Consider the following 21,056-nt stretch of genomic DNA (forward strand, 5'->3'; position numbering starts at 1 on the left):
GCCTGACATGGCGACCGAAATCCGCGTACCCACCCTCGGCGAATCCGTCTCCGAGGCCACCATCGGCAAGTGGTTCAAGAAGCCGGGAGACGCCGTGAAGGCCGACGAGCCGCTGGTCGAGCTCGAGACCGACAAGGTGACGCTCGAGGTCAACGCGCCGGCTGCCGGCGTGCTCGGCGAGATCGTCGCCAAGGAAGGCGACACTGTCGGCGTCAGCGCGCTGCTGGGCATGATCTCGGCCGGTGGCGCCGCCGCCGCGCCGGCCGCCAAGGCCGAGGAGAAGAAGGCCGACGCCGCCGTGGCGCAGGCCTCCGGCAAGGCCGGCGAGACCACGACGGCCGCCGCCGAGGCGAAGGCCGGCGAAGTGGCCGGCGACAGCGAGATCAAGCCTGCCACCAAGGCCGGCGATTCCGGCCCGGCCGTGTCGCGCCTGGCGGCCGAGAGCGGCGTCGACCCGTCCAAGGTCAATGCCTCGGGCAAGGATGGCCGCGTCACCAAGGGCGACATGCTGGCCGCGATCGCGACCGGCCCGGCGGTTGCCGCCCCGGCTCCGGCTGCGCCCGTGCAGGTCCGTGCGCCGTCGCCGGTCGACGACGCCTCACGCGAAGAGCGCGTCAAGATGACGAAGCTGCGCCAGACCATTGCGCGCCGCCTCAAGGAGGCCCAGTCCAACGCGGCCATGCTGACGACCTTCAACGAGGTCGACATGTCGGCGGTGATGGCGCTGCGCAACCAGTACAAGGATGTCTTCGAGAAGAAGCACGGCGTGAAGCTCGGCTTCATGGGCTTTTTCGTGAAGGCCTGCGTGCAGGCGCTGAAGGAGATCCCGGCCGTCAACGCCGAGATCGACGGCACCGACATCATCTACAAGAACTACTACCATATCGGCGTCGCCGTCGGCACCGAGAAGGGCCTCGTGGTTCCGGTGGTGCGCGATGCCGACCAGCTCTCCATCGCCGGCGTCGAGAAGAAGATCGGCGAGTTCGGCAAGAAGGCCCGCGACGGCCAGCTCAAGATCGAGGAGATGCAGGGCGGCACCTTCACGATCTCGAATGGCGGCGTCTATGGCTCGCTGATGTCGACGCCGATCCTGAACGCGCCGCAGTCGGCGATCCTCGGCATGCACAAGATCCAGGAGCGCCCGGTCGTCGTCGGCGGCCAGGTCGTGGTGCGCCCGATGATGTATCTGGCGGTCAGCTACGACCATCGGATCATCGACGGCAAGGAGGCCGTGACCTTCCTCGTCCGCATCAAGGAAGGGCTGGAGGATCCGGCCCGCCTCGTGCTGGACCTCTGAGGCCTTGGCCGTGCAGGGCGACGCGGCCATGGCGGCGCTGGGCGTCGCGGGCGTCGTCCTCCTGCTCGTCCATATCGCCGCGCAGGTGACGAGCGTCACGCGGGAGCGCGGTTCGGCCTGGAATGCCAGCCCGCGCGACGAGGGGAGTGCCCCCTCGGGGAAGTTTGCCGGACGCGCCGACCGCGCGCTGCGGAATTTCCAGGAGACCTTCCCGGCCTTCGTCCTGCTGGTCGCGTTGCTGATGCTGCGGGATCGTGCCGACGGGATCGGGCTGCTCGGCGGTCTGATCTGGCTGGCGGCGCGGATGGTCTATCTGCCGCTCTATCTCGCGGGCATCCCGAACCTGCGCACGCTGGTCTGGCTGGCCTCGCTCGCCGGGCTGATGCTGATGGCGGTGCGGGCGGTCTACTGAAGGCAAGGGAGGCGTCCATGGCCACCGATCCGCGTCGCCTCCACCCGTTCGCGGGCGCGTCCTGCGCCCGAACCTGATATCCTCGCCTGAATTTCACGAGAGAAGCTCCATGTCCTACGATCTCGTCGTCATCGGAACCGGCCCCGGCGGCTATGTCTGCGCCATCCGCGCCGCCCAGCTCGGCCTCAAGGTCGCGGTGGTCGAGAAGCGCAAGACGCATGGCGGCACCTGCCTCAATGTCGGCTGCATCCCCTCCAAGGCGCTGCTGCATGCCTCCGAGATGTTCGAGGAGGCCGGCCACAGCTTCGCCAAGCTCGGCATCGTCGTCGGCCAGCCCAAGCTCGACCTGAAGGCGATGTTTGCGCACAAGCAGGAGACGGTGGACGCCAACGTCAATGGTGTCGCCTTCCTGCTGAAGAAGAACAAGATCGAGCCGTTCCACGGCACCGCCTCGATCCCGGGCGCCGGCAAGGTCGTCGTCACCGCCGAGGACGGCTCCACCAAGGAGCTCGAGACCAAGAACATCGTCATCGCCACGGGCTCGGAAGCCGCCGGCCTGCCGGGCGTGACGGTCGACGAGAAGACGGTCGTGACCTCGACAGGCGCGCTCGAACTCGCCGCCGTTCCCAAGGAGCTGGTCGTGGTCGGCGCCGGCGTGATCGGCCTCGAGATCGGTTCGGTCTGGAGCCGGCTCGGCGCCAAGGTCACGGTGATCGAATATCTCGACCGCATCCTGCCCGGCATGGATGCCGAAGTCGCTAAGCAGTTCCAGCGCATCCTGGAGAAGCAGGGCTTTACCTTCCGCCTCGGTGCCAAGGTCACCAAGGTCGAGACGGGTGCCAAGGGTGGCGCCACCCTCACCGTCGAGCCCTCGGCCGGCGGCGAGGCGAGCACGCTCTCCGCCGACATCGTGCTGGTGGCGATCGGCCGCCGCCCGAACACGGACGGCCTCGGGCTCGAGGGCGCCGGCGTCGCCACCGAGCGCGGCCGGGTCGTCATCGACGACCACTTCAAGACCAATGTCGCCGGCATCTATGCCATCGGTGACGTGGTGCGCGGGCCGATGCTGGCGCACAAGGCCGAGGACGAGGGCGTCGCGGTCGCCGAGATCATCGCCGGCAAGCACGGCCATGTGAACTACGATGCGATCCCCGGCATCGTCTATACCTCGCCTGAGGTCGCTTCGCTCGGCAAGACCGAGGAGGAGCTGAAGGCGGCGGGCGTTGACTACAAGGTCGGCAAGTTCCCCTTCACCGCCAATGGACGCGCCCGCGCGATGCGCCAGACCGACGGCTTCGTGAAGGTGCTGGCCGACGCCAAGACCGACCGCGTCCTGGGCTGCCACATCATCGGCCCGCGCGCCGGCGACCTGATCGCGGAAGTGACCGTGCTGATGGAGTTCGGCGGCTCGTCGGAAGACCTCGCCCGCACCTGCCACGCCCATCCGACGCTGGCCGAAACGGTCAAGGAAGCGGCGATGGCCGTCGAGAAGCGCCAGATTCATATGTGAGGGGCGCGGGGCGCTATCGCTCCACGCACGTCATTCTCGGGCGAAGCGCAGCGCAGACCCGAGAATCTCTTTCAAGAACAGGCGCCCTCTCGTCCTGAGATGCTCGGGTCTTCGCCCGAGCATGACGTCTTGGCCTACCCCCGCCGCGCCTTGAACGCCGTCAGCGTATTCCTCAACAGGCAGGCGATCGTCATCGGGCCGACGCCGCCGGGGACAGGTGTGATCGCGCCGGCGATGTCGACGGCTTCCGCGAAAGCGACGTCGCCTGTGAGCTTGCCGTCGGGCAGGCGATTGATGCCGACATCGATGACGGTGGCGCCGGGCTTGATCCACTCGCCCCTGACGAAGCCAGGGCGGCCGACGGCGGCGACGACGATGTCGGCGCGGCGCACCACGGCGGCCAGGTCCTTGGTGCGCGAATGGGCGATCGTCACCGTGCAGTCGGCCTGGAGCAGTAACTGCGCGACGGGACGGCCGACGAGTTCCGAGCGGCCGATCACGACCGCCTCCATCCCCGCAAGCGTGGGCAGGACGCTCTTCAGTAGCAGCATCGAGCCCAGCGGCGTGCAGGGCACGAGCAGTTGCTCGGGGTCGATCTTGCCGCCGGCGAGACGGCCGGCATTGATGGGGTGCAGCCCGTCGACATCCTTGGCGGGGTCGATGGCGTCGATCACGGCGGCGGTGTCGAGATGCTTCGGAAGCGGCAGCTGCACAAGGATGCCGTCGACCGCGTCGTCGGCGTTGAGCTCGGCGAGCTTGGCGAGCAGGGTTTCCTGGCTGGTGTCGGCCGGCAGGCGGTGCGCCACCGAGTTCATGCCGACCTCGACGGCGAGCTTCTCCTTGGAGGCGACGTAGACGCGGCTCGCCGGATCGTCCCCGACCAGCACCACATGCAGGCCGGGCACCTTGCCGCTCGCCGCCTTGATGCCGGCGACCTCGGTCGCGATCTGCGCGCGCAAGGTGGCGGCGATGGCCTTGCCATCGATCAGTCTGGCCTGCGGCATGGGGACACTCTCCATCGGCGGGAAGCCGCCCTCATGCGGCGGCGGCTTGCCCGCCGTCAAGCGCGCCGGTATCGATCGTGCATGGCGAGGCCGATGGAGATGTTGTTCCCGTGAGTACCGGTTTCGCTGCTGTGCCGTCCGCCCCCTCCTGTCGTCTGACCCAGGCCCGCGTGCCGCTTTGCCTCGTCGAGGCCGGTGGGCTTGCCGCTGATCGCGACGGGCTGGCGCTGGTCGACCTCGCGCTGGAGGAGGGGCGGATCGCCTCGATCCTGCCGGCTGGCACGGAGGGGCTTGGCGAAGGGCCTGTGCTCGATCTCGACGGCGGCATCGTGCTGCCGCGCCTGGTCGACTGCCATGTCCATCTCGACAAGGGCCATATCTGGCCGCGGCAGCGCAATCCCGACGGCAGCTTCATGGGCGCGCTCAACAGCGTGATGGCCGACCGCGAGGCGAACTGGTCGGCGACGGATGTCCGCGCAAGGATGGAGTTCGGCCTGCGCTGCGCCTTCGCGCATGGCACCGCCGCCGTCCGGACGCATATCGATTCTTTGGGGAAGCAGATCGGCCTCTCCTGGCCCGTGCTGGCGGAGTTGCGGGCGGAATGGGCGGGGCGGATCGCGATCCAGGGCTCGCCGCTCTTCGGCATCCAGTTCGCGCTGGACGAAGGCCATGTCCGCGATGTCGTCGCCGCGGTGAAGGCGCATGGCAACCGCCTGTTCGGCTGCGTCAGCTACATGATCCCCGAACTCGACGCCGCGCTGGACGTGATCTTCCGCACCGCTATCGAGAACGGCTTCGACCTCGACTTCCATGTCGACGAGACCAACGATCCGGCCGCGCGCTCGCTGGAGCACATCGCGGACGCCGCGATCCGGCATCGCTTCACGGGCAAGATTCTCGCCGGGCATTGCTGCTCGCTGGCGCTGCAGGAGCCGCAGGCCCAGGCGCGCATCATCGCCAAGGTCAGGGAGGCCGGCATCGCGGTGGTCTCGCTGCCGATGTGCAACATGTATCTGCAGGACAGGACGCCCGGCCGCACCCCGCGCTGGCGCGGCGTCACCGCGCTGCACGAGCTGAAGGCGGCGTGCGTGCCGGTGATGATCGCGTCGGACAACACGCGCGACCCGTTCTACGCCTATGGCGATCTCGACCTGATCGAGGTGCTGCGCGAGGGCACCCGCATCCTCCAGCTCGACCATGCCGGGACCGACTGGGCCAATGCGGTGGCGCGGACGCCGGCATCCCTCATGGGGCTGGAAGGGGAAGGCGTGCTGTCGCCCGGCGGCCCGGCCGACCTGATCCTGACCCGGGCGCGGGACTGGACCGAGTTCTTCGCCCGTCCGCAGTCGGACCGCACGGTGCTGGTCGCCGGCCGCGCGATCGACACGACGCTGCCGGACCATCGCGAACTGGACCATCTGATGGGCGGGCGGTCGTGAGTCTCTCGTTCGCCCTGACCGTCATGGTCGGGCTTGTCCCGACCATCCACGTCTTGGTTCGTCAAGACCTGTGTTCAAGGCGTGGATACTCGCCACAAGGGCGAGCATGACGGTGGAGCCGCATCACATGACCACCCGCTACGACATCGCCGCGCTCAAGGCCCGCCTCGGCTCGATCCGCTGCGAGGATAATCCGGCGCTGGTGAAGCAGAAGAGCCGCGACTTCTTCTGGTATTCGCCGGTGCTGAAGCGCCAGCTCGACCATGTCACCGCCGATCTTGTGGTTTCGCCGGTGAGCGAGGCGCAGGTGCTGGAGGTGCTGGCCGCCTGCCACGCGCTCGGCATCCCCGTGACGCCGCGCGGCACGGGCACGGGCAATTACGGCCAGGCGATGCCGCTTTCGGGCGGGGTGCTGCTCGATCTCTCGGGCTTCGACAAGGTGCTCGACATCGCGCCGGGCCGCTATGTCGCCGAGCCCGGCGCGATCATGGCGCGGATCGACGAGCAGACGCGGGCGCATTCGCGGCAGGAATTGCGGCTGCATCCCTCGACCTACCAGACGGCCTCGATCGGCGGTTTCATCGCCGGCGGCTCGGGCGGCGTGGGCTCGATCAAATGGGGCGGCTTGCGCGACTGGGGCAACATCATCCGGCTGAGGGTCGCGACGATGGAGGCGCAGCCGCGCATCCTCGAACTCCAGGGCGAGGACCTGCACAAGGTCGCCCATGCCTATGGCACCAACGGCATCATCACCCAGGTCGAGATGCCGCTCGGGCCGGCTTATGAGTGGGTCGACGCGATCCTCGGCTTCGACAGCCTGCGCGGCGCGACGGAGTTCGCCAACAGCCTCGGCGAGCAGGATGGGCTGGCGCTGAAGAATCTCTGCGTTGTCGCCGCGCCGGCGCCGCACGACTATTTCCTGCGCCATCGCAAGTTCCTGCCGCGCGACAGCCATCTCGTCATCGTCATGGTCGCCGATTTCGCGCTGGAATCGCTGCTGGCCTATGCGCGGCGCTTCAAGGGCGCGGAGCTGCTGCTGCGCTCGGACAAGCTGTCGCCGGAAGAGGCCAAGGGCCTGCCGCCGGCTTACGAGCTGGGCTGGAACCACACCACGCTGCGGGCGCTGCGGGTCGATCCCGCGATCACCTATCTGCAGGTGCTCTACCCCTTCCCGAACCAGGTCGATCTGGTCGACCGGATCCATGGCCGCTTCGGCGACGAGGTGATCTGCCATCTCGAATTCGTCCGCTTTGACGGCAAGGTCACCTGCTTCGGCCTGCCGCTGGTGCGCTTCACGACGGAGGAGCGGCTGGAGGAGATCATGGCTATCCATGAGGAGATGGGCGCGCCGATCTTCAACCCGCACCGCTACACGCTGGAGGAGGGCGGCATGAAGCAGACCGACGAGGCGCAGCTGTCCTTCAAGCGCGAGGCCGATCCGCAGGGGCTGCTCAACCCGGGCAAGATGATCGCCTGGGAGGACCCGTCCTACGACTACAAGGCGGGCGGCACCTTCCTGTTCCGCAGCCTCTCGGAAGCCGGGGTCGGCTGAGGATGCGCGTCCTCGTCCTCTACGCTCACCCCAATCCCGAGAGCTATGGCGCCGCTCTGCATGCGACCGTCGTCGAGGCGCTGACGGCAGCCGGGCACGAGGTCGACGACTGCGATCTCTATGCCGAGGGCTTCGATCCGGTGCTGAGCCGGGACGAGCGTGTCGGCTATCATGACCTCGCCACCAACACCGATCCTGTCGCCGGCTATGTGGCGCGGGTGCAGGCGGCCGAGGCGCTGGTGCTGTGCTTTCCGGTCTGGAATTTCGGCTATCCGGCGATCCTCAAGGGCTTCTTCGACCGGGTCTTCCTGCCCGGCATCTCCTTCAAGCTGGTCGATGGCAAGGTCCGCCCCAATCTCTGGAATATCCGCCGGCTCACTGCCGTCACCACCTATGGCGGCACGCGCTGGCGCGCGCTTCTGATGGGCGATCCGCCGCGCAAGGCGGTCTGCCGGGTGCTGCGAGCGGTCTGCCATCCGACCGCGCGTCCGCGCTATCTCGCCCATTACGACATGAACCGCGCGACGCCGGAGAGCCGGGCGGCCTTCCTGGCCAAAGTGTCCGAGCGCATGCGCTCTCTGTGACAGCGCGCCGGTGACTGTCATCACATCGTCATCTTGGCGAGCGAACACGCAGCCGGCGAAGCGACTTCCTGATCCGCATAAGGATCGAGCCCGGGGTTGAGCTGGGGAGCGAGCGACATGACCAAGGCACTCGAGAAGAGCGTCGGGCGGGCCTTGCTCGTCACCGCAAGGCTGCATCGCGCCCGCATGGGCGAGCGGCTCAACGCGCTGGGACTGTTTCCCGGCCAGGAGCAGGCGCTGAAGGCGCTGCAGCCCGCGCCGATGACGATGGGCGAGCTCGCCTCGCTGCTGCGCGTCAAGCCGCCGACCGTCTCCAAGACCATCGGGCGCCTCTCCACCCAAGGGCTGGTGACACGCGAGGGCGGCGGCCGCGACGGGCGGCTCGTGCAGGTCGCGCTGACGGAGAGCGGCCACAAGACCGCCGAGGCACTCGACGCAGTGTGGACGCAGGTCGAGGAGGAGCTGCTCGACAAGCTCGACGGCAAGGAGCGCAAGCAGCTGCGCCGGCTGCTGCGCAAGGCCGCCAAGGGCCTTTCCAAGGCCGGTGTCGAGGCCGATGACCCCGAGGCGGATGGCGACGAGGCCGACAGCGACGCCTGAGCGCGGCGCCTGAGGGCGCCGCGTCCCGATCGCGCATGGAGTCCATGCGCTGCCGCACTGGTCCGGGGCGCGATTTCGGTTAAATCTGGCGCGGCCATTCTCCCAGCGCATGACGGGATCCGCCTTGCCCGCCGCCTCTCCGCATCTGTCGGAAACCCGCCGCTCCCGCCTGATCGCGATCGGACTGATCTGCTGCGCGGTTTTGTTCTTCGCCCTGCTCGACACCAGCGCAAAATGGCTCTCGGGCCATATGCATCCCGTCCAGACCGTGTTCGCGCGCTATGCCGTGAGCATGGTGCTCGTCCTGATGTTGCTCAATCCCTGGAGCCATCCCGGCGTGCTGCGGACAAAGCGCCCCTGGCTGCAGGGCGTCCGCTCGCTGCTGCTTCTGGGCGCGACCGCGCTGAACTTCATCGCGCTCAAATATCTCCAGCTCGCGGAAACCGTGTCGATCATGTTCGCGGGCCCGCTGCTGGTGGCGCTCGTCGCCGGGCCGCTGCTCGGCGAATGGCCGGGGCCGCGCCGGCTGGCGGCGATCGGCGTCGGCTTCCTGGGTGTTCTCGTAATCACGCGGCCCGGTGTCGGCGGCATGCATCCGGCCGCCTTGCTCTGCGTCTTCGGGACCATCTGCTACAGTTTCTACGCGCTGGCGACGCGCCAGGTCGCGGCCTACGACCCGCCGGAGACCACGATGGTCTATTCCGGCGTGGCGGGAACGCTGGCGGTGCTGCCCATCATCCCGTTCTTCTGGACGATGCCGCAGACGCCCTTCGTCTGGCTGGTGATGCTCGCCATGGGCGCCTTCGGCGGCTTCGGCCACTGGCTGCTGATCCTGGCGCACCGGCTCGCGCCGGCCACGGTGCTGGCCCCCTTCATCTATTCGCAGATCGTCTGGATGATCGTGCTGGGCTGGTTCGTCTTCGGCCAGTTCCCCGACGGCTGGACCTTCGCCGGCGCGACCATCGTGATCGCGTCCGGGCTCTACCTGCTCTACCGCGAGCGGGTGCGGAAGGTGCCGGAGACGGCGGCGCGGCTCGATTGAGCGCGTGACGTCATTCTCAGGCGGAGCGGAGCGCAGACCCGAGAATCTCCGGACAAGAAAACACTGGTTTCCGAGATGGTCGGGTCAAGCCCGACCATGACGCGCGCCTCTTACACCGTCACCTGCGTCCCCACCTCGACGACGCGGCCGGTCGGGATCTGGAAGAAGCTCGTGGCGTCCGTCGCGCTCTTGGTCAGCGAGATGTAGAGATTGTCCTGCCAGACCGGCATGCCCGATTGCGGCGAGGCCTTGATCGAGCGGCGCGAGAGGAAGAACGAGGTCGACATGATGTCGAACTTGAAGCCCTGCTTGCGCAGCACGGCCAGCCCCTTGGGTACGTTCGGGCTCTCCATGTAGCCATAGACCAGATCGACCCGCCAGAAATCGTCGGTGATGCGGGAGAGGCGCACGCGCTCCTCCTCGGCGACGCGCGGCGTGTCGGCCGAGCGGACGGTGAGAATGACGTTGCGCTCGTGCAGCACCTTGTTGTGCTTGAGGTTGTGCAGCAGCGAGGCCGGCGCCGTCTCCGGGTCGCTGGTCAGGAACACGGCCATGCCCTTGACTCGGTAGGGCGGGCTCTTGGAGAGCATGCCGACCAATTCCAGCAGCGGGACGTCGGTCTTGCGGGTCTTGTCGAAGAGGATCTTGGTGCCGCGCACCCAGGTCCACATCAGCACGACGAGCACGACCGCGAGCAGGACCGGGACATAGCCGCCGCTGAACAGCTTCAGCATGTTGGCTGCGAAGAAGGCGACGTCGATGACGAGGAAGGGCGTCACCACCGCGAGCGTGGCGGCCAGCGACCAGCGCCAGCCCTTCCAGATCACGATGAACGCCAGGAGCGAATCCACCACCATCGCGCCGAAGACCGAGATGCCATAGGCGTGCGAGAGGTTCGAGGAGTTGCGGAAGGTCCAGACCAGCAGCAGCACCACGACCAGCAGCATGATGTTGATGCGCGGGATGTAGATCTGGCCCGAGGTCGTCTCGGAGGTGTGGCGGATCTCGAGGCGCGGCAGAAGGCCGAGCTGGATCGCCTGGCGCGTCAGCGAGAAGGCGCCGGTGATCACGGCCTGGCTCGCGATGATCGTCGCGATCGTCGCCATCACCACCAGCGGCAGGATGAAGCCTTCCGGCGCTAGCTTGTAGAACGGATTGTCGATCGCGGTCGGGTCGGAGAGGATCAGCGCGCCCTGGCCGAGATAGTTCAGCCAGAGGGCGGGAAAGACCATCCAGATCCAGGCGCTGCGGATCGGCCCCCGGCCAAAATGGCCCATATCCGCATAGAGAGCCTCGGCGCCTGTGACGGCCAGGCAGACCGAGCCGAGCACGGCAAGCGAGACGCCGGGATGGGCGAAAAAGAAGCGGAAGCCCCAATAGGGGTTGATCGAGGCGAAGACACCGAGATCGTCGGCGATGTGGTAGATGCCCAGCCCCGCCAGCGTCAGGAACCAGATCATCATCAGCGGGCCGAAGAAATTGGCCACCTTGGCCGTGCCGCGGCTCTGGACCAGGAAGAGTGCGATCAGGATGCCCGACGCGATCATCACGACATAGTCATTCAGCGCCGGCGTCACGAGCTTGATGCCCTCCACCGCCGAGAGCACCGAGATCGCCGGCGTGATGACGGCGTCGCCGTAGAACAGCGCCGCGCCGGCCATGCCGAGGAAGAGCACGACGCCGCCGCGCATGCGGCCGAGCGCGCGCTGCGCTAGGGCGACAAGGGTGAGCGTACCGCCCTCGCCATTGTTGTCGGCGCTCAGCAGCAGCACGACATATTTGAGCGTGACCACGATCACCAGCGACCAGAGGATCAGCGACAGCACGCCGATGATGATCTCGCGCGGGATCGGCGCTGTCAGCGCGATCGCGCCGCCACCGCCATGACCGCCGGAGGCCGCGCCAGTCGCGGCCAGCACCGTCTCGCGCAAGGCGTAGAGCGGGCTGGTGCCAATGTCGCCATAGACGACGCCGAGCGCGCCCAGCGCCAGGGCGGCGTAACCACCGTGACCGTGCTTGGCCGGGCCGTGTTGTCCGGGGTGGCCATTGTCCAGGCCGAAACGGGAATCCTCCGTCCTCTGGGTCGGGGGATTCGTCAGGTCATGCCCCATCGGGGATCTCCGCGCGCGCTGCGCTGCAGCGAAAGGCCGGGGCCTCTAACACAATGGCGCCATCACGCAAAGGCACCGTCATGCGTCCGGAACAGGGCAGGCGTCGCGCCGTCGTGTCACTCGGCCGCATCGGCGCGCCGGCCGTAGCGCTGTGTCACGTAGTCCGCGACCATGGCCTTGAACTCGGCCGCGATGGCGGGCCCGCGCAAGGTCTTGACCTTCTTGCCGTCGACGAAGACCGGAGCGGTCGGCTCCTCGCCGGTGCCCGGCAGGGAAATGCCGATATCGGCGTGCTTCGATTCGCCGGGCCCGTTGACGATGCAGCCCATCACCGCGACGTTCAGCGCCTCGACGCCGGGATATCGCGTCTTCCAATCCTGCATCGATCCGGCGATCCAGTCCTGGATGTCGCGGGCGAGTTCCTGGAACACGGTCGAGGTGGTGCGGCCGCAGCCGGGGCAGGCCGCAACCTGCGGCACGAAGGCGCGGAAGCCCATGGTCTGGAGCAGTTCCTGCGCCGCCTTGACCTCGAGCGTGCGATCGCCGCCGGGCTCGGGCGTCAGCGAGAAGCGGATCGTGTCGCCGATGCCCTCTTGCAGGAGGATGCCGAGCGCCGCCGAGGAGGCGACGATGCCCTTGGAGCCCATGCCGGCCTCGGTGAGGCCGAGATGGATGGCGTAGTCGGAGCGCTGGGCCAGCATGCGGTAGACCGTGATTAGGTCCTGCACGCCCGAGACCTTGGCGGAGAGGATGATCTTGTCCTTGCCGAGCCCGATCTCCTCGGCCCGGACGGCCGAGAGCAGGGCGGACTGGACCATCGCCTCGCGCATGATGGCGCGGGCGTCGAGCGGGCGCGGCTGGAGCGCGTTCTCGTCCATCAGCGCGGTCAGCAGCTCCTGGTCGAGCGAGCCCCAGTTGGCGCCGATGCGGACCGCCTTGCCGTATCTGATCGCCAACTCGACGATCTGGCCGAACTGGCGGTCCTTCTTGTCCTTGAAGCCGACATTGCCGGGGTTGATGCGGTATTTCGCCAGCGCTTCGGCACAGGCGGGATGCTCTGCCAGCAGCTTGTGGCCGATATAGTGGAAGTCGCCGATCAGCGGCACGTCGATGCCAACGCGGTCGAGCCGCTCGCGGATCTTCGGCACGGCGGCCGCGGCCTCGTCGCGATCCACCGTAATGCGGACCAGTTCCGAGCCCTGCCGGGCGAGTGCGGCGACCTGCGCGACAGTGCCGTCGATATCGGCGGTGTCGGTATTCGTCATCGACTGCACGACGATGGGCGCGCCGCCGCCGACAAGCACGTTGCCGACGCGCACCGGCACGGTGAGATGGCGCGGTTGCGGCCCCGAATGCTCGGCGCCGAGGCAGGGAAGGGCCCGCTCGTTCATCGGCCGTGCTCCGTCTCGCGCGTTTGGCTCATGATTGCAGGTTCCGGCAATGCTCGCAGCGGCCGACGATTTCGACGACCTGATGCGAGGGCGCGAATTGGCGCGACTGGGCGATGGCGGCGACCGCCTGCTTCATCGCCGGCGAGGAATCCTCGTCGACGCCGCCGCAGGCCTCGCAGATCAGGAAGGCGACGACCTCGTCGGCGCCATGGCCGTGCAGGCAGGCGACATAGGCGTTGCGCGAGGAGAGGCGGTGGACGAAGCCCTGCTCGACCAGGAAATCGAGCGCGCGATAGATCGAGATCGGCGCCAGCCTGCGCCCGCCGGCAGGCGATATCCGGTCGGCGAGATCATAGGCGCCGACGGGCCGGTGATCGGCATGGAGCGCCTGCAGCGCCTTGGCGCGGATCGGCGTCAGGCGCAGGCCGCGCTCTCGGCATATCTGCTCGGCCCGGGCCAGGGCTTCCGCCGCATGGACGCGGTGGTCATGGGCATGGCGGCATTCGCCGGCCTCGTGGGAGGCATGGGCATGGTCGCCATGGCTGTGGGCGTGCGGCTGCATTTTGGTCATGTTGCGTTGCGAAGGGTCATCGGGCAACGTGCGGCGATCCTGTCCGGGCGGTCCCGCCGCGGCGGCGCCGCCCTGTCCGGCCGAACCTAAGCACTTTTCGAGCGATTGTCAGGAGCCCAGACGCCGATGTTTCTCAAAGACCGTGCGGCCGCCATCACCGGATCCACCTCCGGCATCGGGCTCGCCTATGCGAGGGCTCTCGCCAAGGAGGGCGCCCATCTCGTCATCAACGGCATCCTGCCTGCCGACGAGGCGGAGAAGCTGCGCTCCGAGCTGTCCAACGAGTTCGGGGTCAAGGTGCTGTTCTCGGCCGCCGACATGACCAAGCCCGAGGAGATCGCCGGCTTCATCGCACAGGCGGAGGCCGAATTCGGCGCCGTCGACATCCTCGTCAACAATGCCGGCATCCAGCATGTCGCGCCGGTCGATGAGTTCCCGATCGCGAAATGGGACCAGATCATCGCGATCAACCTGTCCTCGGCCTTCCACACGACCCGCGCCGCGCTGCCGAAGATGAAGGCGAAGGGCTGGGGCCGCATCATCAACACCGCCTCGGCGCATGCCTTCGTCGCCTCGCCTTTCAAGTCCGCCTATGTCGCGGCCAAGCACGGCATCGCCGGCTTCACCAAGACGGTGGCGCTCGAGGTCGCGACCAAGGGCATCACGGTGAACGCGATCGCGCCCGGCTATGTCTGGACGCCGCTGGTCGAGAAGCAGATCCCCGACACGATGAAGGCGCGCGGGCTGACCAAGGAGCAGGTCATCAACGACGTGCTGCTGACGGCGCAGCCGACGAAGGAGTTCGTCACCGTCGAGCAGGTTGCGGCGCTCGCCGTCTTCCTCTGCACTGACGCGGCCAAGTCGATCACCGGCACGACGCTGCCGATGGATGGCGGCTGGACCGCCGCGTGACCGGCCGCAAGAAAGCGGCGAGCCCGCTGCTCGGGCTCGCCGGACCAAAGGCTCAGAAATCGGTCTCGCTGGCGCTGCAGGGCGGGGGCGCGCATGGCGCCTTCACCTGGGGCGTGCTCGACGCGATCCTCGAGGACGGGCGGCTCGCCATCGAGGCGCTGTCGGGCACCAGTGCGGGGGCGATGAACGCTGTCGTGTTGGCGGAAGGCTGGATCGAGGGCGGGCCCGAGGGCGCGCGCACCAAGCTCGAGGCGTTCTGGCGGGCGATCAGCGTCGACGGGAAATATGGGGGCTCGGAGCGCTCGCTGATCGACACGATGCTGGGCGCCTGGGGCGGCAGCAACGGCGTGCCGCCGGGCATGCTCTGGTTCGAGATGTTCTCGAAGGTGGCGAGCCCGTACGACATCAACCCGCTGAACATCAATCCGCTGCGCGGGGTGATCGCGGACCTGATCGATTTCGACAAGGTCCGGGCCTGCACGCAAGTGAAGCTGTTCATCGCCGCCACCAATGTCCGCAGCGGCAAGATCAAGCTGTTCAACGGGCCGGAGCTGACGGCCGACCATCTGATGGCCTCGGCCTGCCTGCCGATGCTGTTCCAGGCGGTGGAGATCGGCAAGGAAGCCTATTGGGACGGTGGCTTCATGGGCAATCCGGCGCTGTTCCCGCTGTTCTACGAGGCGGCCGGCGACGACATTCTGCTCGTGCAGATCAACCCGCTGCTGCGTAAGGAGCTGCCGACCAAGGCGCGCGACATCCAGGACCGGCTGAACGAGATCACCTTCAACGCCTCGCTGCTGCGCGAGCTGCGCGCGATCGACTTCGTCAACCGGCTGGTCGACGGCGGCAAGCTCGACCGGAACGAGTACAAGCGCGTGCTGATGCACCGCATCGACGGCGGCCCGCCGCTGGCGGAGATGACCTCCTCCTCGCGGCTTAATGCGGACTGGGATTTCCTGCTGCGCCTGCGCGACATCGGCCGGGCGGCGGCCAAGCGCTGGCTAAAGCGCAATTACGAGGCGATCGGCAAGGTCGGGACGCTCGACCTGAAGGCGGCGTTTTCGTAGCGGCTGACGGTCCGCTACAGGGACAGTCTACGGAGGCTGCTGGCGTGGACCACCGCGAGAATCCGGACGCCCTCCGGCACCTCCTCATAGAGGATGACGTGAGCGCGATGCTCGTGGCGCCTGACGCCGCTTGCGATCGCCTCTGCCTTACGGCCCATGCGCGGATGGGCCGCCAGCAGGCCGAAGACATGGTCGAATTCGGCTAGGTAAGCCTCGACCTGTCGTTCGCCGAAGCGCTCCAGTCCGAACAGGGCGAGGTCGTAGAGATCGGCCTCCGCTCTTTTCGTCAGGGCGAACTCAGCCATGGCGGCCGGCCTTGCCCTCCGCCGCGCGTTTCGCCAGCGCCAGAATATCCGGCAGGGTCTTGTCGCTCGTGCCGCTGGCGCGCGATTCCGCAACGATGCGCTGGAGATCGGCGAGGGTCAGCTCGGGGTGGGCGCGTCGCTCGCGATCGCGCCTGACGAGGTCGCGGACATAGTCGCTGGTGCTGGCGTATTCGCCCTGCTTGATCTGGGCCTCGATCCATTCCTTCATCGGATCGGGCAAGGAAATCGTCATTGTCGCCATGGCGCACCTCCTTATGCTAGGGTAGTCGGGATAAGATCATTTCACAAATAATCTTATTCTACCGTCTCGCGGCGCGGCCCCCGGAGGGCGTTTCCCGGCGGTATCGGCATCCATCGCAGAGGCGCAACCCGCATGTCCCAGCTCATCGTCACCGCCGGCCCCTTCACCTTCGAAGCCAAGCTCGAGCTCGAGAACGCGCCCGAGACCTGCGCCGCCTTCCTCCGGCACATGCCGTTCACCAGCAAGATCGTGCATGTGCGCTGGAGCGGCGAGGGCGTCTGGATGCCGCTCGGCGATCTCGACTTTGGCGTCGGCTACGAGAACCACACCAGCTATCCGGCTCCGGGCCAGATCATCCTCTATCCCGGCGGCATCAGCGAAACTGAGATCCTGCTCGCCTATGGCGGCGTGCACTTCGCCAGCAAGATGGGCCAGCTCGCCGGCAACCACTTCATCACCCTGACCTCGGGGCTGGAGAACCTCTACACGCTCGGCCGCAAGACGCTCTGGGAAGGCGCGCAGGACATCAGGTTCGAGATGGTCTGAGGGCGAGCCCTTCTGCCCACGCGAGGTCATGCTCGGGCTTGACCCGAGCATCTCCTGCCAGAGATTCTCGGGTCTGCGCTGCGCCCAGCACGAGAATGACGCGCGTCCTCATTCCGGCTTTTGAGGCTCAACCGCCGCCGGCGGCTCTCCCGCCCCGCAGAGCGCCAGCATGGCGCGGGCGATCTCGGCTTCGCCCATGATCGTCAGCGTGGCGCCGCAGCGGGTCAGATGCGCCACCTCCGCGTCCGAATGGGCGCGGGCGACGATGGGCAGGGCCGGATTGTCGCGCCTTGCCTGTTCGCAGACCTGCCCGGCCTCGAAGCTCTGCGGGATCGCGACGAAGAGCCGCCGCGCCCGGTCGAGACCGGCGGCGGCCAGAACGGCCGGGTCGGCGGCGTTGCCGAGCAGGAGTTCGGCGCCGTCACGTTGCGCGGCCGCGATCGCGTCTCCCTGTTCCTCGATCACCAGCACCTTCTCGCCGCGCGCCTTGAGACCGGCGCCGAGCAGCGCGCCGACGCGGCCATAGCCCACGACGACCATGTGGTCGGAGAGCGTGGTGGGGACGATGTCGAGATCGGGCGCCACCTCGACCACGGGTTCGGGCGAGGCCGCGCCTGCGTCCGCCATGGGCTTCGCCGACGGCTTGGCCTTGCCTGCGCCGTCGCTGGCAAAACGGTCGACCAGCGCAAACAGCACCGGATTGAGCAGGATCGAGAGGATCGCGCCGGCGAGGATCAGGTCGCGACCCTGCGGCGGCAGGATGGCGAGCGAGACGCCGAGCCCGGCGAGGATGAAGGAAAACTCGCCGATCTGCGCCAGCGAGGCCGAGATCGTCAGCGCGACGGCATTCGACTTGCCAAAGGCGCGCACGATCAGCCAGGCAGCGAGCGACTTGCCGAGCAGGATGATCGCCAGCGTCGCCAGCAGCGGGCCGGGTGCGCGCAGCAGGATCGCGGGGTCGAACAGCATGCCGACCGAGACGAAGAACAGCACGGCGAAGGCGTCGCGCAGCGGCAGCGATTCCTCCGCCGCGCGCTGGCTGAGCGGGGATTCGCTGAGGATCATGCCGGCGAAGAAGGCGCCGAGCGCGAAGGAGACGCCGAACAGGCTGGCCGCGAGGAAGGCGACGCCCAGCGCCACAGCCAGCACGGCGAGGCGGAACAGCTCGCGCGAGCCGGTATGGGCGACCCAATGCAGGATCCAGGGGATGACGCGCCGGCCGACGACGAGCATGAAGGCGATGAAGGCGACGACTTTCATCAGGGTGAAGCCCAGGACGCCCCAGAGGCCGAGGTCGAACTGGGTCGACAGCGGCGAGGGCACGCCCGGCTGGGAGCCGTGCAACGCGTCGGCGACGGCTGGGATCATGACCAGCGCCAGCACCATGGCGAGGTCCTCGACGATCAGCCAGCCGACGGCGATCTTGCCCTTCTCGCTCTGCACGAGCCGGCGCTCCTGCAGTGCCCGCAGCAGCACGACCGTACTCGCCACCGACAGCGCGAGGCCGAAGACGAGGCCGGCGACCCAGGTCCAGCCCAGCAGCAGGCCCAGGCCCATGCCGAGCAGCGTCGCCACGCCGATCTGGACGATCGCGCCGGGCACCGCGATGGCCTTCACCGAAAGCAGGTCCTTTAGTGAGAAATGCAGGCCGACGCCGAACATCAGCAGGATGACGCCGATCTCGGCCAGTTCGTTGGCGAGGTTCTGGTCCGCGACGAAGCCCGGGGTGAAGGGGCCGACGGCAACGCCCGCGACGAGATAGCCCACCAGCGGCGAGATCCGCAGCTTCTGGGCGAGCGCCCCGAAGACGAAGGCCAGGCCGAGGCCCGCGACGAGAATGGCGATCAGCGGGCCGTGATGCATGGGTCTCCCAAGGTGGTCAGAAGGCGAAGAGGGGCAGGTCGGGGCGAGCGACGACCATGCCGGCTGGCCCCCGCGATTTCAACATCGCAGCGCAGGATTCTCCGAAGAATCGGGCGCGGCGGTCAGCTTCGTGCAGGTTTCGTGCTGGCGGGCTCAGGTCCGCGGTTTCTCCAGCAGGATCTGTCCCTGTTTCTCGACGCCGATCTTCAGTTTTTCCGCGAAGACGGCCAGGACCCAGGGCAGCATCATCTCGACCCGGACCAGCGTCTGTTCCACGTCGAGCCGGCCACGGACCGTATAACCCAGCGCGGCGACGCCGAAATGCAGGCTGTCGTCCTCCCAGCGTTCCTCGACGAGCTGCATCTTCAGCAGGCCGAGGCGGTCGCGGACGCGGTCGATCCCGTCGCGCAGGCGTGCGACCGCCCCCTCGCGGCCGAGCTCATGGGAGACGGTGATGCTGACGGGCTTGGCCATGGCGGATCCTGCGGAACGAGCGGGCGGTGTCCCGAGAATGGGGAGGGCTAGTCCCGATTTCCAGAACGAAAACGGCCGGCGCGCGATGCGGCCGGCCGTCGATCGGTGGTCCTGCGTTCGCCTTGTCAGGCATTGCGCTCGCTCAGGCAGCGCTGGCCCTGTTCGGTGATGCGCCAGCTCTTGCCGGCGGATTCGACCAGGCCGCGACCTGCCAGCAGATGCAGCATCGTGTCGTCGAAGACGAAATGGGCGGTCCGCTCGCCGATGCTCTCGAGGGCGATCCATTCGGGATCGGACAGAATGCCGGGTTGCTGGATGAGGAGGTGCTGAACGTCCATTCGCGTCTCCTTGTCTCTTGCAGGATGGGAATCAGGAGATCGCACGCAATCGCGGCCTCCTCGTGACCGTCCCGCGTCGCAGGGCGGCCTCATCTGTTTCCGTTCGCTTCAGCTGCGTGGATCAACGCGCCGCGGGAACACTCGCGCCGATCGGCCGTTCTCTCCGCAACGGCCCGAGCCGCCGCGCGGTCTGCGCCCGCACGGGCTTTCCCTTTCAGCGCCGCATGAGGAGATTCGACGATGGCGACCATGAACAGCTTCCCGCCCGACGTGCCCAAGAGCATCGACGAGGCCCGCGACGAGGCCGAGGACCTGGCGGGCACCGTCCGCGCCAAGGCGTCGAACCTCGCCGAGAAGGCGACAGAGACCGTGCGCGACGGCTATTACCGCGCCAAGGATGCGCTGACCGAGACCGACCCGGTGGAAATGGCTCGCGAGAGCGGCGAAGCGGTTCGCGATGCCGTCGAGCGCCACCCGCTGGCCGCCTTCGGGCTCGGCGCGCTGAGCGTCGGCCTGATCGCATGGGCTGCGCTGCGCCCGTCGCCGTCCCGCTACGAGCGCTACCAGCCCGATTTCGGCCGCTGGAGCCGGCTGCTGCAGGGCTATGGCAGCGAAGCTGCGGATACCGGCGAGGGTCTGCTGAAGAGCGGCGAGAAGTGGCTGCGCAGCCATTCCGGCAGCGCGCGTGACGAGGCGCGCGACTACGCTGGCCGGGCGCGCGACTATGCCGATTACGGCAGCCGCATGATCGCTCACCGGGCCGAGCGCGAGCCGATCGCTGCGATGATCGGCGTCGGCATCGCGGTCTATGTCATCGGCTCGCTGATCGCCTCCGCCACGACCAGCGAGAGCGCGCCGCAGCGTCGCCGTACCACCAAGCGCTGAGCGCCTTCGCCTTCGGAGCCGGGTCGAAGGGCCCGGCCTCCAAAACAAGAAGCCCTGCCGCATCGCTGCGGCAGGGCTTTTTCAGTAGCCGGACACGTCACGCCAGGTGACGCGTCGCGCTCTCACCACCAGTAGCCGGGGCCGCCATAGTAGTAGCCACGGCGATAGTAGCCGCGGTTGGCCGAGGCCGCGATCGCGCCGCCGACGACACCGGCCGCGACGCCCGCCGCAACGGCGCTGCCCGCTTCGTTGGAAGCGCGGCGGTTCTCGACGTAGTTGGCGGAGCGGCACTGCTGATAGGCGCGGGTGCCCGGGCGGAAGCCCTGCGACTCGCAAGTGATCTCGGCATCGGCGAGCGACTCCTGAGCCGTCTGGCAGCCGGCGAGCACCGCCGCCAAAGCTCCGACAATCAGAATGGTGCGCATTTGTTGTCCCTTTTTGCAGCCTCCCAAAGGCTGTAGCGGACTAAAGTGCAGGAGCCTTGGCAGGTCAAGGACAAGGGCGCTGTTTGGGTTAAATCCCCTGTGCGCGTTGCTTGCCGAACACCGGCCGCGTCTCGAGCCGTCTGCCGGCTCACCCCGCCTTGCGAGCCGGCTTCTCGACCGGCTTGCCCGAACGCGTCAGGCTGGCGATCTCAAGCGGCGGCATGCCGGATTTCTCGGCGATGATGCGGTCCTGCTCCATGATGGCGTCGCGGGCGGGCTCGTCCCCGTCGAGACCGCCGAGCAACTCCGTCGGCACCCGCCGGTTGGAGCGGCGCGAACCGTCGACATAGACGACATCGAACATCACGAACTCGGCCTCGAGCGGCTTCGATTTCTTACGGGCCATGGCAGGCTCCTCTGGAACGGTGGGCAAGACCGGCGCCGCGCGGGATTTCGGATCGCATGG

The 21,056-nt window shown here is 67.7% G+C and carries 23 protein-coding genes; 12 read left to right on the forward strand and 11 right to left on the reverse strand.

The features are described from left to right. Nucleotides 1-7: 7 nt before the first annotated feature. From odhB to lpdA, 3 genes are all read left to right on the forward strand, one after another. Nucleotides 8-1,297, forward strand: coding sequence for a 2-oxoglutarate dehydrogenase complex dihydrolipoyllysine-residue succinyltransferase (gene odhB / locus ABIE41_RS08980; protein ID WP_192643970.1), 1,290 nt, complete (start codon nucleotides 8-10; stop codon nucleotides 1,295-1,297). A gap of 10 nt (nucleotides 1,298-1,307) precedes the next feature. Further along, nucleotides 1,308-1,709, forward strand: a complete 402-nt coding sequence (locus ABIE41_RS08985) for an MAPEG family protein (RefSeq protein WP_465247085.1) — start codon at nucleotides 1,308-1,310, stop codon at nucleotides 1,707-1,709. A 109-nt stretch (nucleotides 1,710-1,818) separates the two neighbouring features. After that, a complete protein-coding gene (lpdA, locus tag ABIE41_RS08990) occupies nucleotides 1,819-3,219 on the forward strand; it encodes a dihydrolipoyl dehydrogenase (RefSeq protein ID WP_192643969.1) in 1,401 nt (466 codons plus the stop codon). Nucleotides 3,220-3,353: 134 nt separating this feature from the next. On the opposite strand, the gene folD is transcribed toward lpdA, so the two are convergent. Next, complete coding sequence (gene folD / locus ABIE41_RS08995; protein ID WP_192643968.1) at nucleotides 3,354-4,223, reverse strand: bifunctional methylenetetrahydrofolate dehydrogenase/methenyltetrahydrofolate cyclohydrolase FolD; 870 nt, start codon at nucleotides 4,221-4,223, stop codon at nucleotides 3,354-3,356. A 110-nt stretch (nucleotides 4,224-4,333) separates the two neighbouring features. Here folD and ABIE41_RS09000 point away from each other — a divergent pair, with 110 nt between their 5' ends. The 5 genes from ABIE41_RS09000 to ABIE41_RS09020 all read left to right on the forward strand — a co-directional run bounded on the left by ABIE41_RS09000 (nucleotide 4,334) and on the right by ABIE41_RS09020 (nucleotide 9,440). After that, nucleotides 4,334-5,662 (forward strand): cytosine deaminase, encoded by a 1,329-nt coding sequence (locus ABIE41_RS09000; protein ID WP_354191846.1) that lies wholly within the window; start codon nucleotides 4,334-4,336, stop codon nucleotides 5,660-5,662. 127 nt (nucleotides 5,663-5,789) lie between these two features. Beyond that, entirely contained in the window at nucleotides 5,790-7,214 is a 1,425-nt protein-coding gene (locus ABIE41_RS09005) for an FAD-binding oxidoreductase (RefSeq protein WP_192643967.1), read from the forward strand. Nucleotides 7,215-7,216: 2 nt separating this feature from the next. Next, nucleotides 7,217-7,798 carry an NAD(P)H-dependent oxidoreductase gene (locus tag ABIE41_RS09010; protein WP_192643966.1) on the forward strand — a complete coding sequence of 194 codons (582 nt, stop codon included), beginning with the start codon at nucleotides 7,217-7,219 and terminating at the stop codon, nucleotides 7,796-7,798. 117 nt (nucleotides 7,799-7,915) lie between these two features. Continuing rightward, on the forward strand, nucleotides 7,916-8,398 hold the full coding sequence (locus ABIE41_RS09015; protein ID WP_192643965.1) for a MarR family winged helix-turn-helix transcriptional regulator: 483 nt from the start codon (nucleotides 7,916-7,918) through the stop codon (nucleotides 8,396-8,398). 124 nt (nucleotides 8,399-8,522) lie between these two features. Continuing rightward, nucleotides 8,523-9,440, forward strand: coding sequence for a DMT family transporter (locus ABIE41_RS09020; RefSeq protein WP_354191847.1), 918 nt, complete (start codon nucleotides 8,523-8,525; stop codon nucleotides 9,438-9,440). 110 nt (nucleotides 9,441-9,550) lie between these two features. Here the strand turns inward: ABIE41_RS09020 and ABIE41_RS09025 are convergent, their stop codons facing one another. The 3 genes from ABIE41_RS09025 to ABIE41_RS09035 form a co-directional block, all read right to left on the reverse strand. Next, complete coding sequence (locus ABIE41_RS09025; protein WP_192643963.1) at nucleotides 9,551-11,551, reverse strand: potassium transporter Kup; 2,001 nt, start codon at nucleotides 11,549-11,551, stop codon at nucleotides 9,551-9,553. Between the two features lie 116 nt (nucleotides 11,552-11,667). Further along, nucleotides 11,668-12,942 carry a flavodoxin-dependent (E)-4-hydroxy-3-methylbut-2-enyl-diphosphate synthase gene (gene ispG / locus ABIE41_RS09030; protein WP_192643962.1) on the reverse strand — a complete coding sequence of 425 codons (1,275 nt, stop codon included), beginning with the start codon at nucleotides 12,940-12,942 and terminating at the stop codon, nucleotides 11,668-11,670. 28 nt (nucleotides 12,943-12,970) lie between these two features. Continuing rightward, the gene (locus ABIE41_RS09035; RefSeq protein ID WP_354191848.1) at nucleotides 12,971-13,513 is read right to left on the reverse strand and encodes a transcriptional repressor; all 543 of its coding nucleotides are present in this window, start codon (nucleotides 13,511-13,513) and stop codon (nucleotides 12,971-12,973) included. A gap of 126 nt (nucleotides 13,514-13,639) precedes the next feature. Here ABIE41_RS09035 and ABIE41_RS09040 point away from each other — a divergent pair, with 126 nt between their 5' ends. Beyond that, nucleotides 13,640-14,425, forward strand: a complete 786-nt coding sequence (locus tag ABIE41_RS09040) for a 3-hydroxybutyrate dehydrogenase (RefSeq protein ID WP_192643961.1) — start codon at nucleotides 13,640-13,642, stop codon at nucleotides 14,423-14,425. After that, complete coding sequence (locus ABIE41_RS09045) at nucleotides 14,422-15,492, forward strand: patatin-like phospholipase family protein (protein WP_192643960.1); 1,071 nt, start codon at nucleotides 14,422-14,424, stop codon at nucleotides 15,490-15,492. The genes ABIE41_RS09040 and ABIE41_RS09045 overlap by 4 nt, the downstream gene beginning before the upstream one ends. A gap of 14 nt (nucleotides 15,493-15,506) precedes the next feature. Here ABIE41_RS09045 and ABIE41_RS09050 read toward each other — a convergent pair whose 3' ends face one another. Together ABIE41_RS09050 and ABIE41_RS09055 are read right to left on the reverse strand one after the other, a co-directional pair. Next, nucleotides 15,507-15,797, reverse strand: a complete 291-nt coding sequence (locus tag ABIE41_RS09050) for a type II toxin-antitoxin system RelE/ParE family toxin (protein ID WP_192643959.1) — start codon at nucleotides 15,795-15,797, stop codon at nucleotides 15,507-15,509. Beyond that, complete coding sequence (locus tag ABIE41_RS09055) at nucleotides 15,790-16,059, reverse strand: type II toxin-antitoxin system ParD family antitoxin (RefSeq protein WP_192643958.1); 270 nt, start codon at nucleotides 16,057-16,059, stop codon at nucleotides 15,790-15,792. The genes ABIE41_RS09050 and ABIE41_RS09055 overlap by 8 nt, the downstream gene beginning before the upstream one ends. 132 nt (nucleotides 16,060-16,191) lie before the next feature. Here ABIE41_RS09055 and ABIE41_RS09060 point away from each other — a divergent pair, with 132 nt between their 5' ends. After that, nucleotides 16,192-16,605 carry a DUF3830 family protein gene (locus tag ABIE41_RS09060; RefSeq protein ID WP_192643957.1) on the forward strand — a complete coding sequence of 138 codons (414 nt, stop codon included), beginning with the start codon at nucleotides 16,192-16,194 and terminating at the stop codon, nucleotides 16,603-16,605. Between the two features lie 108 nt (nucleotides 16,606-16,713). Here the strand turns inward: ABIE41_RS09060 and ybaL are convergent, their stop codons facing one another. The 3 genes from ybaL to ABIE41_RS09075 all read right to left on the reverse strand — a co-directional run bounded on the left by ybaL (nucleotide 16,714) and on the right by ABIE41_RS09075 (nucleotide 19,280). Then, nucleotides 16,714-18,468: a YbaL family putative K(+) efflux transporter gene (ybaL, locus tag ABIE41_RS09065; protein ID WP_192643956.1), complete on the reverse strand. Its 1,755-nt coding sequence runs from the start codon at nucleotides 18,466-18,468 to the stop codon at nucleotides 16,714-16,716. Nucleotides 18,469-18,621: 153 nt separating this feature from the next. Continuing rightward, on the reverse strand, nucleotides 18,622-18,942 hold the full coding sequence (locus tag ABIE41_RS09070; RefSeq protein ID WP_192643955.1) for a polyhydroxyalkanoic acid system family protein: 321 nt from the start codon (nucleotides 18,940-18,942) through the stop codon (nucleotides 18,622-18,624). A gap of 125 nt (nucleotides 18,943-19,067) precedes the next feature. Beyond that, nucleotides 19,068-19,280, reverse strand: coding sequence for a hypothetical protein (locus ABIE41_RS09075; protein WP_192643954.1), 213 nt, complete (start codon nucleotides 19,278-19,280; stop codon nucleotides 19,068-19,070). 240 nt (nucleotides 19,281-19,520) lie between these two features. On the opposite strand from ABIE41_RS09075, the gene ABIE41_RS09080 reads away from it, so the two are divergent. Further along, on the forward strand, nucleotides 19,521-20,165 hold the full coding sequence (locus ABIE41_RS09080) for a hypothetical protein (RefSeq protein ID WP_192643953.1): 645 nt from the start codon (nucleotides 19,521-19,523) through the stop codon (nucleotides 20,163-20,165). Nucleotides 20,166-20,287: 122 nt separating this feature from the next. On the opposite strand, the gene ABIE41_RS09085 is transcribed toward ABIE41_RS09080, so the two are convergent. Further along, complete coding sequence (locus ABIE41_RS09085; RefSeq protein WP_192643952.1) at nucleotides 20,288-20,590, reverse strand: hypothetical protein; 303 nt, start codon at nucleotides 20,588-20,590, stop codon at nucleotides 20,288-20,290. A gap of 148 nt (nucleotides 20,591-20,738) precedes the next feature. Continuing rightward, complete coding sequence (locus ABIE41_RS09090) at nucleotides 20,739-20,996, reverse strand: hypothetical protein (RefSeq protein WP_192643951.1); 258 nt, start codon at nucleotides 20,994-20,996, stop codon at nucleotides 20,739-20,741. Nucleotides 20,997-21,056 lie beyond the last annotated feature (60 nt).

The organism is Bosea sp. OAE506 (assembly GCF_040546595.1).
Taxonomy (GTDB): Bacteria; Pseudomonadota; Alphaproteobacteria; order Rhizobiales; family Beijerinckiaceae; genus Allobosea.